The sequence below is a fragment of the Leptospira limi genome (assembly GCF_026151395.1).
Classification (GTDB): domain Bacteria; phylum Spirochaetota; class Leptospiria; order Leptospirales; family Leptospiraceae; genus Leptospira_A; species Leptospira_A limi.
Genome location: NZ_JAMQPV010000001.1, coordinates 870,160 through 885,183, shown reverse-complemented (window position 1 = coordinate 885,183; position 15,024 = coordinate 870,160). Strand labels below are relative to the sequence as shown.

Here is a 15,024-nt window from a genome sequence, read left to right as displayed (position 1 = left end):
ATGACAGAATACAAACTTCGTTTTAAATACATCTTCTATTTTATCTTATCATTATTTGTCGTTTTGTTTTTCCGGGTTGTGTATCTCACTTACTTTAATGAAAACATCATCAATTTAAAAGCAAATAAATTTGTACAACGAGGAACCATTTACGATAGACGAGGCATCGAACTTGCGATCTCTCGAGAATCAGCAACCGTTGGAATTGATCCTTCTAATATTTATGATCCCGAACTTACCGCACAAGAGTTAGGTCCAGTTCTTGGAATTCCTACAAACAAACTGATAGAAACCATTCGAGACAAACAAAACTATTTTTTATTAAAAAGAGAAATTGAATTATCCAAAGCAGAAAAAATCAAAGCCCTTTCTCTCCCAGGTGTAAGAGTCGAAAAAGAATACAAACGAATTTACCCACAGGGAAGTCTTGCCGCTAGTTTACTTGGATTTACAGGTTATGATGATGATAAAGCCCTTTCTGGTCTTGAAATGTTATATAACTTGGAACTGTTATCCACACCAGATGCTGAATCTTCAAAAGGAAATAATGTTCACCTAACAATAGATAGCATCATACAATACCGATTGGAAAAATCCTTACAAAAAGCCTTTCTCCAAACCGCTTCCAAACGTGGAATCGGAATGATAATGGACACAGAAACTGGAAAAATCCTGGCAATGGCATCCTTTCCTAATTTTGATCCCAATCATTTCCAAGACTTTCCAGTGGAATCTCATACCAATTGGTCCATCCGGCATGTGTATGAACCTGGATCCACAATGAAAATTTTTATCGCATTGATGTTATTAAATGAAGGCAAAATTCTACCAGGAGAACGATTCCATTGTCCTGGATATATTGAAATTGGTAAAACGGTGATTCGTTGTACAGACAACCATGGCCATGTCAATTTAGATGAAATCCTTCAATATTCTTGTAATGTTGGAATTATCAAAGCGGCCCAAAAAATTGATGAGGCAACTTACTATCGTTATTTGGATAGTTTCAAATTTGGCAAAAGGACCAATTTTTCCATCCATGAAGCAAAAGGGTACCTCCCTCCACAAAACAAATGGAACAAAAGTACACCGTATTTTTTGTCGATAGGACAAGGAGTTTCGGTAACACCAATTCAGTTGATTACCGCTGCTGCTGCCGTCGTGAACGGTGGTATTTTATTTGAACCAAGTGTCGTTTCTCAAATTACCAATTCTTATGGTGAGTTGGTGCATGAATTTTCCACCAAATCTGAGTTAATAGGAATTAAGCCTGGTGCTGCTTCAAAAACATTAAATGCAATGGGTAAAGCAGTTTCCCAGGGAACAGGAAAAAAGGCCTATTTAGAAAACTACTTCATTGCAGGGAAAACGGGAACATCCCAAAAAGCGAAAGCAGGTGAAGGATACCAAGCGGGTTTGTTTACGGCAAGTTTCCTTGGTTTTTTTCCGGCCGACAAACCAAAGTATGTTGGTCTTATCGTATTTGATGAACCAGGTGGTGAGGCACATACAGGAGGAGGAATTGCTGCTCCCGTTTTTCGTGAAGTTGTAGAAAGTATCATTCCGATTGTAGAAAGAAGTGAAAAGGCATTGGTTTACCGATTACAGAACCAAAAAAACAAAATCTTTAAGGTAGATCCCAAACAAATGCCTGACATGACAGGCCTAACTGCATCGGAAGTAATCCAAGTACTAAAACAATTAAAAGTGAAGTATACTCTTGATGGATCTGGGTTTGTCAAATCCCAAGATCCAAAACCAAATACATCTCTTTCTCCCAATGTAAATGTAAAAATTGTCTTGGAACCATAAGTGAACGAATCCTTTCTTTCCAAAAATTTAGCCTGTTTACCTTCACAAGTTTCTGAGTTAATTCAAAATGATCACTCCATGTTGGAAGGTACTCATTACAAACGAGTCAAATCCAAAGTTGGTGATGATACTTTAGAAATTAATGGAGTCTGGATCCACAGCCAATTTGATCCGAAAAAAGAAGCAACACGTTTTGTTGCAGAACTCCCACACGATGGAACCGAACGTATTTATTTGTTGTTTGGTGCAGGAATTGGTTACATCATACCTTATTTATTAGAAAGATCCAAAGTAACGATCATTTGGATGGAACCTTTTTCGTTTCTTATACAAGAGACTTTGGCAAAGTTTGATTTTTCAGAAGCATTTTTAAGTGGTAAACTGGTTCTTGTTACAGGTGACAATTTAGAAGACCAACTTTCAGACGCAGTTAAGGGAAAGGGAACACATCCCATTAGTTTTGTTCCCCACCGTGGGTCTTGGCAATGGAAAGAATCAGAATACCTTAAATTGAAACTTATCGCCGAACAAATGTTCCATAAGAAGGACGTAAACTTAGCAACACTGACTCGGTTTGAAAAAATTTGGGCAAAAAACATTTGTTATAACCTACCTGAATTGTCAGGGTTTCGACCTGTAGCAGATTTATTTGGCATTGCGAAGGGAATCAAAGTTCTCATTGCTTGTGCAGGACCAAGTTTGTCCGAATCCATTCCTGAAATCCTTCGTTACCGAAACCAATTTTTGTTATTAGCCGTAGATACTGCAGTTCCCATCCTTACATCTTTTGGTGTAGATCCCGATTTAATTTATTCTGTAGATCCTCAAGCATTAAATAGCCAGTATTTGGAGGACTACACTGGTGAAGGGATTTTAATTTTTGATCCTACTTCCACATATATTAGCCTTAGATTGGAAAAGGGACCAAACAAAGGTTTTGTGACATCCTCTCCATTTCCATTACTCCAATTATTAGAAAAAACTGCATCTGGTGAAATTGGTTCCGTTCCCTTTGGTGGTTCTGTTTCCACAAATGCTGCAAGTCTTGGAACACTCATGGGTGCCGAGAAAGTGTATTTGGTCGGACAAGATTTAAGTTTTACGAAGGGTCTTGCTCATTCCAAAGGAGCAGTGTTAGAAGAAAGATTAAATTACTTAGAGTCTCGAAAGTTTCGGAGGGAAAAACACAATTACAAACAACTTTTTGCCCTTCCCCAAAAACAAGTTTCGGGAATTCAAAATGAAACCTATATAACCAACGAAAAGATGTTAATTTTTAAAAAATGGTTTGAAGATCATACCAAAGAAAACCCTTGGACCAACTTAACAAAGTTTGGTGCCAAATTAGAAGGGATGGAACATTCCAGTTTTCAAAAAGAATTTGAGAATACTTCCGATCAAAAACAAATCCAATCTGTAATGCATGTAAAAAAGTTGATCCAATCTAAATTAAAGGAAAATACTTCCTTTTTTGAACGATCATTACTCATCGAAGATATACAAAATACAATCACATCTTTAATCGAATTTCTGATCCTTGTGAGACAAGGCCTTACCGTTTCACAGAGGATATACCAACAAATCCAAAAAAACCAAATCAATCCAAAAACATTTTCAGAAGATATCAAACGAATGGATTTGATCGATGAGGAGGTATCTCAAAAAAAAGGATTAAATGAAATTTTGAGTTTGGGAATCCAAAGAGTGATTCTTACAATTACAGAAGGGTATGATGAACAATTGAGTTTGGAAGAAAAGGAAAATGCCCAACTAGGTGTAGCAAAAAAATCATTACTTTTATACGAAGGATTGTATGAGTCCATTCGTTCCACCAAACGGATGCTCACAAAATCCTTGTATCGTTTACAATCTAATCTTTAGGAAGGACTGATAATACAGTAAAGTCTACCCTTCTGTTTTTGATTCGGCCGGCTTCTGTTTGGTTCGTATCAATTTCTGCTGTTTCACCAAACCCTCGGTAGTCGAGTTGGCTTTGGTTCACACCATTTTTGATGAGTTCATCATAAATGAATTTCGCACGTTCGTCTGACAAAATTTTATTTTCGTCCATTTCACCGATGAAACAGGTATGCCCTTTGACTCGAATTTTAATTCCTGGATATGATTTTAGTGCTTCGGCAAGAGTTGCAATTTTATCAGAGGCAGTTTCTTCAGTTGCCATACTTTGTTTGATAAAACGAATTTGTAAATCATTGATATAACGAATGGCTTTGGCTTGGGAATCAAATCGATTTGAAACAGTTCCAGATTTTAAGCTAACACGTTCTAAAGACCGTGAACTAGACTCTTGTCTTTGTGATGTTACATTACCTGATTTGGAATCGTTAGCATTTGAATTACGATTACAACTTCGAATACCAAAGAATATGAGAAAAAGAAAAAATAATACAATCAGACCAATGACGATGAATTTTCCTAATTGGCTTTGTTTCGGAGTGATTTGGAATTTATTGAGTGCAACAAGTTCGTTGTATTCGGGAGTTGGTGCTACTTCGTAACCAGAGTCTTCGCTCGAATCATAAATTTCCATATAGGAAGATTCAGATTCATTTACAGAAATAGATGTTTTTTTGGTTCGAGTGGATTTTGATTTAGAAGAAGACTCTTTGGGATTCGAAGATTTGGATTGGCTTTTTTTCTTTGCAGCTGGAACAGAAATCTTAGCTGCCCACTTACGAATTTCAGATCGTAAGTATTCATCTGCATCAGGTGAAAATTTAAAATTGTCGCGGATGTGTTTTACAGTTCTTTTTTCAACATCAGTATAATCACCACCATCTTTGATGGCATCAAATAATGTTTTTGCGATGTTTTTGCCAATAGGAGCTTTGCTACGTTTGGTGGCCTTCTCAACGATTTCTAACAATTCATTGTCGTATTGTTTACCATTGATGGTACGGTAATAACTTTCTGCCACTTCGAAGCTCCTTTCTTATACTATCGACCAAAGTGGCCTATCGATCCATCCTTTTCTTAGGATCAAACGCTGAAACCGTCGAGAAATTGGTTATTTTTGAGCTTATATTGCAAAGATCCACGGCTGATCCCCAAAAGTTTTGCAACCTCTTCTTGGGTGGACGCCCTTTGGAAGGCTTCTTTGATCCAAATTGCCTCTAGTTTTTCAATCGCTAAATTCAAAGATAAGTTCTCACTTGGAGTGAGAATTTCTGTCCCCACACCGAATCCCGATACTTTCGTCCGTGTTTCTTCCTCACGTTTGCCATCTTGTTGGAAAGAATATGGCTCAAGCACTGTCTCTTGTGGAACAAGGACTGCATATTGAATGACACTTTGTAATTGTCTTACATTCCCACTCCACGGCATTCCTGTTAATGACTTTAGGGCTTCGGTGGAGAAAGATTTGTTTCTTCCATATTGTTTATTGTATTGGTATAAAAAATGGTGTGCAAGTAGTGGTATATCACCTCTTCTTTCACGTAACGGTGGCATACGAAGTGGAACTTCCGCTAGGCGGTAATATAAATCCATGGAAAACGTTTCTTTCTGAATGTCTTCCAAAAGGTCTCGTTTGCTACCTGTAAATATTCTGATATTTAGAACTTCGTCTTTTTTCTTTAAAGTTGGATTCGGAATGGTTTTATCACTTAAAGTTTGAAATAGTTTGTTTTGTAAATTGGAAGGTAAATCGCCAATTGATTCTATGTATAAGGAACCAGTATTGGATTGTTCCAATTTTCCTGGATTGAAGATTTTACCACTAAAACTTCCAAAAAGTTCTGCTTCCAATAATTCGTAACTGAGCCCAGAACAATCAACCGTGTGAAAGGGAGCATTTTTCCTTTGGGAAATATAATGTAGTGCCTTTGCTACTAATTTTTTCCCAGATCCCTCTTCTCCAATCATCATAACCGAAATATCGGAAGGACCTACTTGCCTAATTCTATGTTTCAAAAATAAAATGCTTGGATCATAACCTAAAATTTCTTCAACAGGGTCTTCTTCCCGTTTGGATTTTTCGAATGCTTCTTTTGCAATTCTTTCTTCTAAAATAACAATTGTTAATTGAGAAGCAAAGAGAGTAGCTTGGTTGATGATATCGGGTGAAAAAAAGTTTACTTTGTCTGATTCTAAATTGAGAACCCCTACAACAGAGTCTCTTGTAAGGAGTGGAATGGCAAGTTCTGAGCGAACCGTCTCAATGAGTTTTACATAATCTCTGTCTAATAAAACATCGGGAACATATGTGATTTCTCTTGTGGATGCAGCGCGACCAGTCACACCTAAGTTAAACGGTAGTTTTGCTGCAATTTTTTTCTCCCAGTCCATACCTTTGGCAGCAACAATGGTTAGGACTTTTTCTTCTTGGTCCATAATGGAGATACTTCCCGTTGAGGCACCAAATAAAGTAAGGGTCATATCCAAAATGAAATTCAATCGATCCGTAATATTCGGAAGTTGTTGGATTTCTTTTTGGATTTTCCTTAAGGCACCAGAAATATCCTGTTTCACAGACATGGGATTATACTTTAGCGTTTGCCTTCTGATTTGTCAGGTATTTTAAATAGGCAATGATAAAATCTTCCAGGTCACCATCCATCACCGCATGAACGTTTCCTGTTTCAAAATCGGTTCTGTGGTCTTTCACCAAGTTATAAGGATGGAACACATAACTTCGAATTTGTGAACCCCAAGCTATGTCACGTTTTTCCCCCGCTTTTTTGGCATTCTCTTCTTCCGCTTTTTGTTTTTCCATCTCATAAAGACGTGCTTTTAACATCTTCATTGCAGTATCACGGTTTTTAATTTGTGACCTTTCCATCTGGCAGGAAACAACAATTCCTGTTGGAATGTGTGTGATCCGAACGGCAGAGTCTGTGGTGTTCACGTGCTGACCACCAGCTCCCGAAGATCGATACACATCCACTCGGAGATCTTTTTCTTCGATGTTCACTTGGATATCATCATCCACTTCAGGTGTCACATAGACGGATGCAAAAGATGTATGCCTACGTTTATTGGAATCAAAGGGAGAAATACGAACAAGGCGGTGGACTCCCGATTCACATTTTAAATACCCAAATGGATGGTCCCCTTGGATGTAAAGTGTAGCGTTTTTGATTCCAGCGGTTTCACCCGGTTGGTAGTCCACAAGTTCTGCTCGGTATCCTTTTTGTTCACAAAACCTTGTGTACATACGAAGTAACATATCGGCCCAGTCTTGTGATTCAGTTCCACCCGCTCCTGGATGGATATTGATAAAGGCAGCTTTTCCATCATCTTTGCCAGAAAGAGCATCTAACATTTGCAAGTTTTCAAATGCCTCAAACATTCTTTCAAAATCATCGTTTAAAGATTTTAATCCAGATTCTCCCATCTCTTCCGAAGTGAGTTCGATTAAGTCTGGAAAATCTAAAAGTTCTTTTTTTAAATCCAACCATGGATCCAACTTTAATTGTAATTCGTTTCGTTTTTGAGTTACGTTTTTGGCTTGGTCAGGTGAATCCCATAATTTTGGATCGTTTGCCTTTTCAATTAAGGACACCAAACGATCATAATCCTCTTGGAAATTTTGTGCTGTCCAGTAGGTTTGAAATGTTTCTATCATTTCACTTGTTTGTTTTTTTAAGTCTTTTAATGATCTATCCATAATGCGTAAATCCGAAGTGTAGATTAAAACAAAGAATCTTTACGTAAACGTTCCACTTCCCATTGGAATGTGATTTCTCTCAGTTGAGGAGTATTTCCTTCTACAGTTCCCACTAGAGAATAACTCGATTCTTTTCCATAACTATCAGGTAACCGTTTCAGGATGAATTTTCCTGATTTGATGAGTTCGATTACATGAAGTAAAAATGGATCCTTTTCTTTTCGGCTCATCTCTTCCATTGCATAATAGAATGTAGATAAACCTTTATAAAACCAATCAATGTATTCGTTTTTGCCCCTTGGCCAAATTTGTTCCAATCGAATCTCTGATTCTTGTACAAGTGACTTACCTAAAAAAGGTTTTTGTAACACTCGGCATTGGAAATAAATTTCAAAATTTAAATCCCTGTCGCCACCTTTTTCAAAATCTACACCGATCCATCTGATCCAAGATTTTTTTTCTTTGATGGGAAGAGCAGGAATGAGAGCAAACAAATACCCTTGGTCTTTAAAAATCCTTTCATGAGCCAAATGTTCCAAAATTTCAAGTGGAATCATGTAATGACCCTTTGACCATTCAATCACATAAGGAATTGATTCTAATTGTAAATACTCTGGAGGAGTTTCCATGCGAGTGATATCACCAAACTGAGTTAAGATGAAGATGAAGGAAAGTAACTCTTGGCGACTTAGACTTGACAAAACACTGACAGAACCACTCAAGTTTTGTAGGGCTCTTCGGATCATCAAATGTTGTTGGAGTTGAGTTTGGTTTTCAGATAAAATAATCCCTAGGTGTTTTTCAAAATTGCGAAGTTTAGAACGTTCGCAAGATTTAAAATTTCCTGAGAGACTAAATGGCACTTACAGAGCTCTCCTACCAATATCTTTTCGATAAAATGTATTTGGTGCTTTTACTTTCGACAGAAATACATAACAATCATTAATCGCATCTTTTAAACTGGATCCAAACGATGTGATCCCAAGGATACGTCCACCACTGGCAAGGATCGTTTGGTTTTCTTTTTTTGTTCCTGCATGGTATACTACCACATTCCCTTCGTTTGGTGGAATTTCTAACACCATTCCTTTTTCAGGAGCATCAGGGTATCCTTTTGCCGCAAGTACAACAATTGCAGAAGACCCAGATTTCAATTTTAAATTCCTTTCTGGTAAATTACCTGTAGCAGATGCATAAAAAATCGGCAAAATGTCTTCATCAAGTAATCGTAACACACATTGTGTTTCAGGATCACCAAACCGACAATTGAATTCGACCACATTGGGTTCCCCTTCTTTTGTGATCATTAGACCCACGTATAATAGTCCTTTGTAAGGATGTCCTGCATTACGAAAGTCTTCTAACATTGGTTCGATGATTCTCGATTTAACTTTTGAAAGTACAACATCAGTCACAATTGGTGCTGGTGCATACGCTCCCATCCCACCTGTGTTTGGTCCAATGTCTCCATCGTAAGCACGTTTGTGGTCTTGGGCAGCAGGCAAACACATATACCTGTCTCCATCGGTAATGACAAATAAAGAAGCTTCTTCCCCTTCTAAAAAGGATTCGATGACTACTTTGTTTCCACTTTGACCAAATTTTGATTCTAAAAATATTTCATCTAATGCTCGTTTGACTTCTTTCAATTCAAAAGCAACTGTAACACCTTTTCCCGCTGCCAAACCATCTGCTTTGACAACCATTGGTAACATTTCTTTTTGAGCATAACTCCAAGCCGATTCATGGTCTGTAAATACAGCAAAAGAAGCTGTGGGAACTTTTGCTCGTTTCATCATTTCTTTTGCAAAATGTTTACTACCTTCTACCTGTGCACAATAGGCAGATGGACCAAAACAAGGGATACCAACTTCATCACACCAATCGGCAATTCCATTGACAAGTGGGTCTTCTGGTCCCACCACAACAAGATTTGTTTTGGAAATCTTTATATATTCTAAAAACTTAGATTTATCAGTAATGGAAATTTCATCTGCTCCAAGCAGGAGCTCAGTTGCAAATCCTCCATTTCCTGGGAATACCTTCAACGATTCCAAAGAGTTAGATTTTGAGATCACGTCCGCTAATGCGTGTTCTCTGCCACCACTTCCAAGAAGTAAAACTTTATATTTATGTTCCAATTTTTTCTAACGCCCTAATTGTACTTTCTAATTTCTCTTTCCAAGTATTGTATTTTTCTCTTTCTTTCTCAACTACATCTGGTTTTGCTTTTTCCAAAAAGGATGGATTGTTAATTTTGTTTTCTAACTTTTCCATTTCGGATTGGATTTGTTTTTTCTCTTTCTCCAATCTTTGTTTTTCCTTTTCGAAATCAAAAATCCCTTCGAGTGGAAGGATGATTTCTCCAATCGAGAATGCACCGACTGAGTCTGTGTTTTTTAATTCATAGGAATCTAAAAATTCCAAACTCTCTGCTTTGGATAATTGAAGGATGGATTTACTTTCTCGTTCCATCATTTCTTTTAATTCTTTATTTGCACATTTGAGGATGACCTTACATTTTTTTTCAGGTTTTACTCCGAGCTCAGCTCGCATGTTTCGAATTTTGGTAATGATCTCACGAACAAGTTCCATCCGAACCACAGCAGGTGAAGTTTCCGAAACTCCATAGGCTTTTGGAAATTCTGTTTTTGCGAGTTCCTTTGACTCCAGAAGGGAATGGATTTCCTCTGTGATGAATGGCATAAAAGGATGAAGGAGTCCGAGTGATTTTTTTAAAACACTTACAAGCACTTGGCGTGCTTTTTCCGCAGACTCTGGAGTGACATTTCCATACACACGAGCTTTGGTTAGTTCCAAATACCAATCGCAAAACGAACCCCATACGAAATCATAAATCGCATTCGCCATTTCAAAGAAAAGGTAACCAGAGTAAGCTTTTTCATATCGACCAAGCATCAAATCAAATTCATGTAAGATCCAAAGGTCAGTGTCTTCCAATGCATTTAAATCAGGTTCTTTAGGAGAAAAGTCCTCTGGCAAATTCATAAAAATGAATCGGCTGGAATTCCAAATTTTATTACAGAAGGAACGATAACCATCTAACCTAGATTCGTCGAAGAGAATATCTTTTCCTTCCGGTAACACTGCTGCCAAAAAGAATCGGAAAGAATCCGTTCCGTATTTGGACATCATATCCAAAGGATCTACTACGTTACCGAGTGACTTACTAAACTTCTTTCCGTCTTTGTCACGAACAAGACCATGAATAAGCACTTTATGAAACGGGACATCGCCCATAAATTTGAGTCCGTTCATAATCATACGAGCAACCCAAAAGAAGATGATATCAAATCCTGTGACGAGAACTGAAGTTGGGTAATACTGTTTGAGTTCTTCTGTTTTTTCTGGCCAACCAAAAACGGAAAATGGCCAAAGCCCAGAAGAGAACCAAGTGTCTAATACATCTTCGTCTTGTTTGATGGTGTCGGCAGTAATAGAGATTCCTTTTTTCTGAAACAATGAAATGGCTTCCTCTAAAGACTCAGCAACCACCATATCACCGTTTGGTGCATAGTAAGCAGGGATTCGGTGTCCCCACCACAATTGGCGAGAGATACACCAATCGCGGATATTTTCCATCCACTCAAAGTAGGTTTTTTCCCACATCTTTGGTTGGAACTGAACCTTTCCTGATTTGACAACTTCGATTGCTGGTTTTGCAAGGGTTTCAATTTTCACAAACCATTGTGTGGATAACAATGGTTCAATGACAGCCCCACCTCTTTGGTTATGGCCGACACTGTGGACATGGGTTTCTATTTTTTCAATATAACCTTTGGATTCTAATTCTTCTACAACACGTTTGCGTGCTTCAAAACGATCCAAACCATTGTACTTACCTGCATGGTCATTGAGTGTACCATCCAGATTCATTATGTTGATAGGTGTGAGCTTTAGTCGTTGGCCCGCTTCATAGTCATTCGGGTCATGAGCTGGTGTGATTTTCACAAGGCCCGATCCAAATTCTTGGTCCACAAAGGAATCAAACAAAACTGGAATTTCTTTTTCAGCGATTGGTAAAAAAACAAATTTATCTTTTAAAGCCGAATAACGTTTGTCATCTGGGTGAGCACAAACTGCCACGTCACCAAACATTGTTTCTGGCCTTGTTGTCGCTACAACAATGTATTCCCCTGCACTTAATGTTTTTGGGTCTTTGGATTTGAATTCAGCTTTTGGGTATTTGATATGATAAAGTTTGCCTTGTTTTTCCTTGTATTCTACTTCAATATCCGAAATGGCAGTTTTGGTAACAGGACACCAATTGATGATACGTTCCCCACGGTAAATCAAACCTTCATCAAATAATGTGCGAAATACTTTTATGACGGCTTTAGATAAACCTTCATCAAAAGTAAAACGTTCTTTGGACCAATCAACTGACTCACCGAGTAACCGTTGTTGTTTGGCAATCATTCCACCTGAGTGTGCTTTCCATTCCCAAACTTTTTCGATGAATCCTTCACGAGTAAAATCAGTTCTGGATTTTCCTTCTTTTGCCAGTTCGCGTTCCACAACAACTTGTGTCGCAATCCCAGCATGGTCCATCCCTGGAACCCAAACCACGTTTTTCCCTTTTTTCCGTTCAATGCGTATAATGATGTCTTGGATGGTATGATTGAGTGCATGCCCAATGTGTAAATTCCCAGTGACATTTGGTGGTGGGATGACGATGGAAAACGTTTCTTTGCGCGAAGTATCAGGAGCAAAGGTTTTTTTTTCTTCCCAGATTTGGTTCCACTTTGGTTCTACAGATTCAGGATCGTAACGGTCAGGTAGATGTGATTTCATAAGGTCGATCGATTTCTTGGACTTTACTATGTTTCGCAGTGAGTATTGGGGTCAAGGATGAAACAAAGTCTCTTAGGTTCGCATTGACAGAAAGCTGGACTAAAAGAATCTGGTCGGCATGAACGCAAAAACAGCAAAAATCCTCGGCAAATATGCAACCTTCAAAGGTGTTTCAGAGAAACAATTGAAACGTGATTGGTTGTCTCTTTCGCACATCGAGAAAGACAAAAAAAGACAAGAAATCTTAAAAGAAATCGCGAAAAAATAATCGAAGCGGAAGGATCCTTCCGCATTTTTTTATGGAACACCGATTCCAATCGATTCTCTCACTACTAATTTTGAGTATCACACTCTTACTTACTTCTCACTGCTCCAAACAAAGAGACATAATTCTCACCCAATACGAGTCGTCCTTAGCAAAAGCGAATTTGGAAAATCGGAAACTCATCGTTGTCTTTGGTGCCGATTGGTGTCCCGACTGTAAGGCATTAGATGGAATTTTTGCCGATCCAGAAACCAAAACTTTACTCGATTCAGAATTTGTTGTGATGAAGGTTGATGTTGGTCGATTTGACAAAAACTTAAGTCTCAATGAACAACTAGGAAATCCAATTCAAAATGGAATCCCATCACTTGTTGTTATTTCACCCAAAGGGGAATTCATAACCTCTACAAAAGGTGGTGAATTTTCTAACGCAAGTAAGATGACAAAAGAACAAGTACTCGCATATTTATATAAACTGTAAAAAGGGAAACATCATGAAACTAAATACTCCAATTTACCTCACTCATTCACTCTCAATTGGATTTAAACTCCTTTTCCTTTTTAACATTTTGGTTGTTTCTTCTCTCATAGCTGAAGAACCGACAATCCAAACTTTGAAAGTTGGTGACTCACTCCCTGAAATTCCTTATACCAACCAATGGGAAGAACCAAGTCCCATCCCAAAGGAAACCATTAAAGTATTCTTCATTTCAGATATGGATGCGAGTAAGATTATCCATCCCATCTTGGAGAAGGAAAACAAAGGGTATTTGGAATCCAAACAAGCAGTTCTCATTTCCGACATCCATAGAATGCCAAGCCTCATCACAAGATTTGTGGCACTTCCTAAAATGAAATCCTATCCATATACTCTTCGTTTGGTGAGAGAAGAAAAATTAGCGGATCCATTTCCTAGGACAAAAGGTTCCGTGACAATGATCCAATTAAAACAAGGGAAAATTACAAAAATTCAAATTTCGAATGTAGAAAAGGAAGTGAAGGATTTTTTAGAAAGTTTGTAATAGCCAAAAGTTAAGTAAATCCTATTCCAAATGGAAAAAATTTTTCAATCTAAGCTAAAAACTTATCTATATGATTCTATCCTTATCTTTTTTCTTATCAAATCTATATTCTTTCTTATTTCTTCACCGTTAAAAGGATATGCCAACAATTTTGATGCGAATCGATATACCAGATGTTATGCAGTTTTCCCAGTAGACAACTCACTGATCGAAAAAGCACATAGTAAACCGATCAGAGAATATGAATACAAAGGATTTTTTAACAATCCATTAATTGAATACGATTTTGACTCGTGTTTTGTTAGCACTGAACTCATTTTTCAATTCCCCACATTTTTATATTCATCCGTTTTGAATGAGAAATTTCAATTACAATCGATCGGTATCGTTCGTATTCTCTCTATCGTTATTTTTTTAAGTTTATTTCATTTGAAAAATCGACTATCTACTTTTCAGAAAGTCCAGATTTTAATATTAACGTTTTTAATTTCCGACCCAGCTGTTTTACTCTATTTTAATACATTTTATGCCGAACCCTCGGGTATCATCTTTTTAACACTTCTGTTCATTATCTTATCCCAACTTCAAATTAGTTATAACAATAAACTTAACTACTTTTTATTCTTCTTTGCCATTCTGCTCTTTTTTACGAAAAAACAATATTCTCCATTAGCCATTGTTTTTATAAGCGTAAGTATTTTTTATTTCCTTAAGAGGAATAAGACCAAAAGAAAAACACAACTTACAAAACATGTTACTATCTTAATCATAACTCTGGTTAGCAGTGTTTTACTTTATAAAAAAAGTCATTATGATGATTCATTTATTAAAGAAATTAATAAAACAAATACAATTTTAGGGTTTGTTTTTAAATATTCCAAACCAACACAAATTCAAGAAAATTTTCAATTAGACAAACAATGTGAGAATTACATTGGCAAAAATTGGTTTGAAGGCCAGTTCTGGAATGGTCATCCATGTCCTGAGATCAGGGACATCGGGTATTCAAAATTAATATTATTTTTAATGAAAAATCCAAATTTGTTTTTTGATTTAACCAATCAAGCACTCATTGAAACAAAAGGATGGATCAACTTTGAATACCAACAGACAGAAGAAGGTAAATTAGGGAAAGATATTTTTACTCTAAACCATCATATCATAGCATTACAAAGCAAGTATTTTACTTATTTATTCTATTTTCCTATATTTATCTTTATATTATTAAGTCCATATGTCCGGAAAAATTTTCCCGCCAAACATTACCTAATCACTATTCTGTTACTCTATCTTAGCTTTTATGCAACCATTTTCGGTGATGGGACCTTTGAGCTAACAAAACATTTGTTTGTTTTTTATTTTATCTTCTTATACTTTTATTGTTCCCTATCCTTCCAAATTTTATTTGTTTTTCTAAGGGAAACCAAATACCTATTTCGAAAGCCATTCTAATTCACATTTGATTTTTTTCTAACCATCGG

Annotated in this window: 12 protein-coding genes; 6 read left to right on the top strand and 6 right to left on the bottom strand. The window is 37.0% G+C overall.

Annotation, left to right across the window (positions count from 1 at the left end; all coding sequences use genetic code 11):
• Together ND812_RS04155 and ND812_RS04150 are read left to right on the top strand one after the other, a co-directional pair.
• Positions 1-1,812: a penicillin-binding protein gene (locus ND812_RS04155; protein WP_265374395.1), complete on the top strand. Its 1,812-nt coding sequence runs from the start codon at positions 1-3 to the stop codon at positions 1,810-1,812.
• On the top strand, positions 1,813-3,693 hold the full coding sequence (locus ND812_RS04150; RefSeq protein WP_265374394.1) for a motility associated factor glycosyltransferase family protein: 1,881 nt from the start codon (positions 1,813-1,815) through the stop codon (positions 3,691-3,693).
• Here ND812_RS04150 and ND812_RS04145 read toward each other — a convergent pair.
• The 6 genes from ND812_RS04145 to ND812_RS04120 form a co-directional block, all read right to left on the bottom strand.
• On the bottom strand, positions 3,683-4,750 hold the full coding sequence (locus ND812_RS04145; protein WP_265374393.1) for an OmpA family protein: 1,068 nt from the start codon (positions 4,748-4,750) through the stop codon (positions 3,683-3,685). The genes ND812_RS04150 and ND812_RS04145 overlap by 11 nt on opposite strands.
• Positions 4,751-4,812: 62 nt before the next feature.
• Positions 4,813-6,309, bottom strand: a complete 1,497-nt coding sequence (locus ND812_RS04140) for a sigma 54-interacting transcriptional regulator (RefSeq protein ID WP_265374392.1) — start codon at positions 6,307-6,309, stop codon at positions 4,813-4,815.
• Positions 6,310-6,313: 4 nt separating this feature from the next.
• Complete coding sequence (prfB, locus tag ND812_RS04135; protein ID WP_265374391.1) at positions 6,314-7,441, bottom strand: peptide chain release factor 2; 1,128 nt, start codon at positions 7,439-7,441, stop codon at positions 6,314-6,316.
• Between the two features lie 23 nt (positions 7,442-7,464).
• Positions 7,465-8,304: a hypothetical protein gene (locus ND812_RS04130; protein ID WP_265374390.1), complete on the bottom strand. Its 840-nt coding sequence runs from the start codon at positions 8,302-8,304 to the stop codon at positions 7,465-7,467.
• Complete coding sequence (purD, locus tag ND812_RS04125) at positions 8,305-9,582, bottom strand: phosphoribosylamine--glycine ligase (protein ID WP_265359037.1); 1,278 nt, start codon at positions 9,580-9,582, stop codon at positions 8,305-8,307.
• A complete protein-coding gene (locus ND812_RS04120) occupies positions 9,572-12,256 on the bottom strand; it encodes a valine--tRNA ligase (protein WP_265374389.1) in 2,685 nt (894 codons plus the stop codon). The genes purD and ND812_RS04120 overlap by 11 nt, the downstream gene beginning before the upstream one ends.
• A gap of 118 nt (positions 12,257-12,374) precedes the next feature.
• Between ND812_RS04120 and ND812_RS04115 the strand changes: the two genes are divergently transcribed.
• From ND812_RS04115 to wsfD, 4 genes are read left to right on the top strand one after another with little or no spacing between them, the layout of a single operon-like run.
• Positions 12,375-12,524, top strand: coding sequence for a hypothetical protein (locus ND812_RS04115; protein WP_012387282.1), 150 nt, complete (start codon positions 12,375-12,377; stop codon positions 12,522-12,524).
• Positions 12,525-12,555: 31 nt separating this feature from the next.
• Positions 12,556-13,002 carry a thioredoxin family protein gene (locus ND812_RS04110; RefSeq protein ID WP_265374388.1) on the top strand — a complete coding sequence of 149 codons (447 nt, stop codon included), beginning with the start codon at positions 12,556-12,558 and terminating at the stop codon, positions 13,000-13,002.
• A 13-nt stretch (positions 13,003-13,015) separates the two neighbouring features.
• A complete protein-coding gene (locus ND812_RS04105) occupies positions 13,016-13,543 on the top strand; it encodes a hypothetical protein (protein ID WP_244288748.1) in 528 nt (175 codons plus the stop codon).
• 30 nt (positions 13,544-13,573) lie between these two features.
• A complete protein-coding gene (gene wsfD / locus ND812_RS04100; protein ID WP_265374387.1) occupies positions 13,574-14,995 on the top strand; it encodes a glycan biosynthesis hexose transferase WsfD in 1,422 nt (473 codons plus the stop codon).
• The last annotated feature ends 29 nt before the right edge of the window (positions 14,996-15,024 follow it).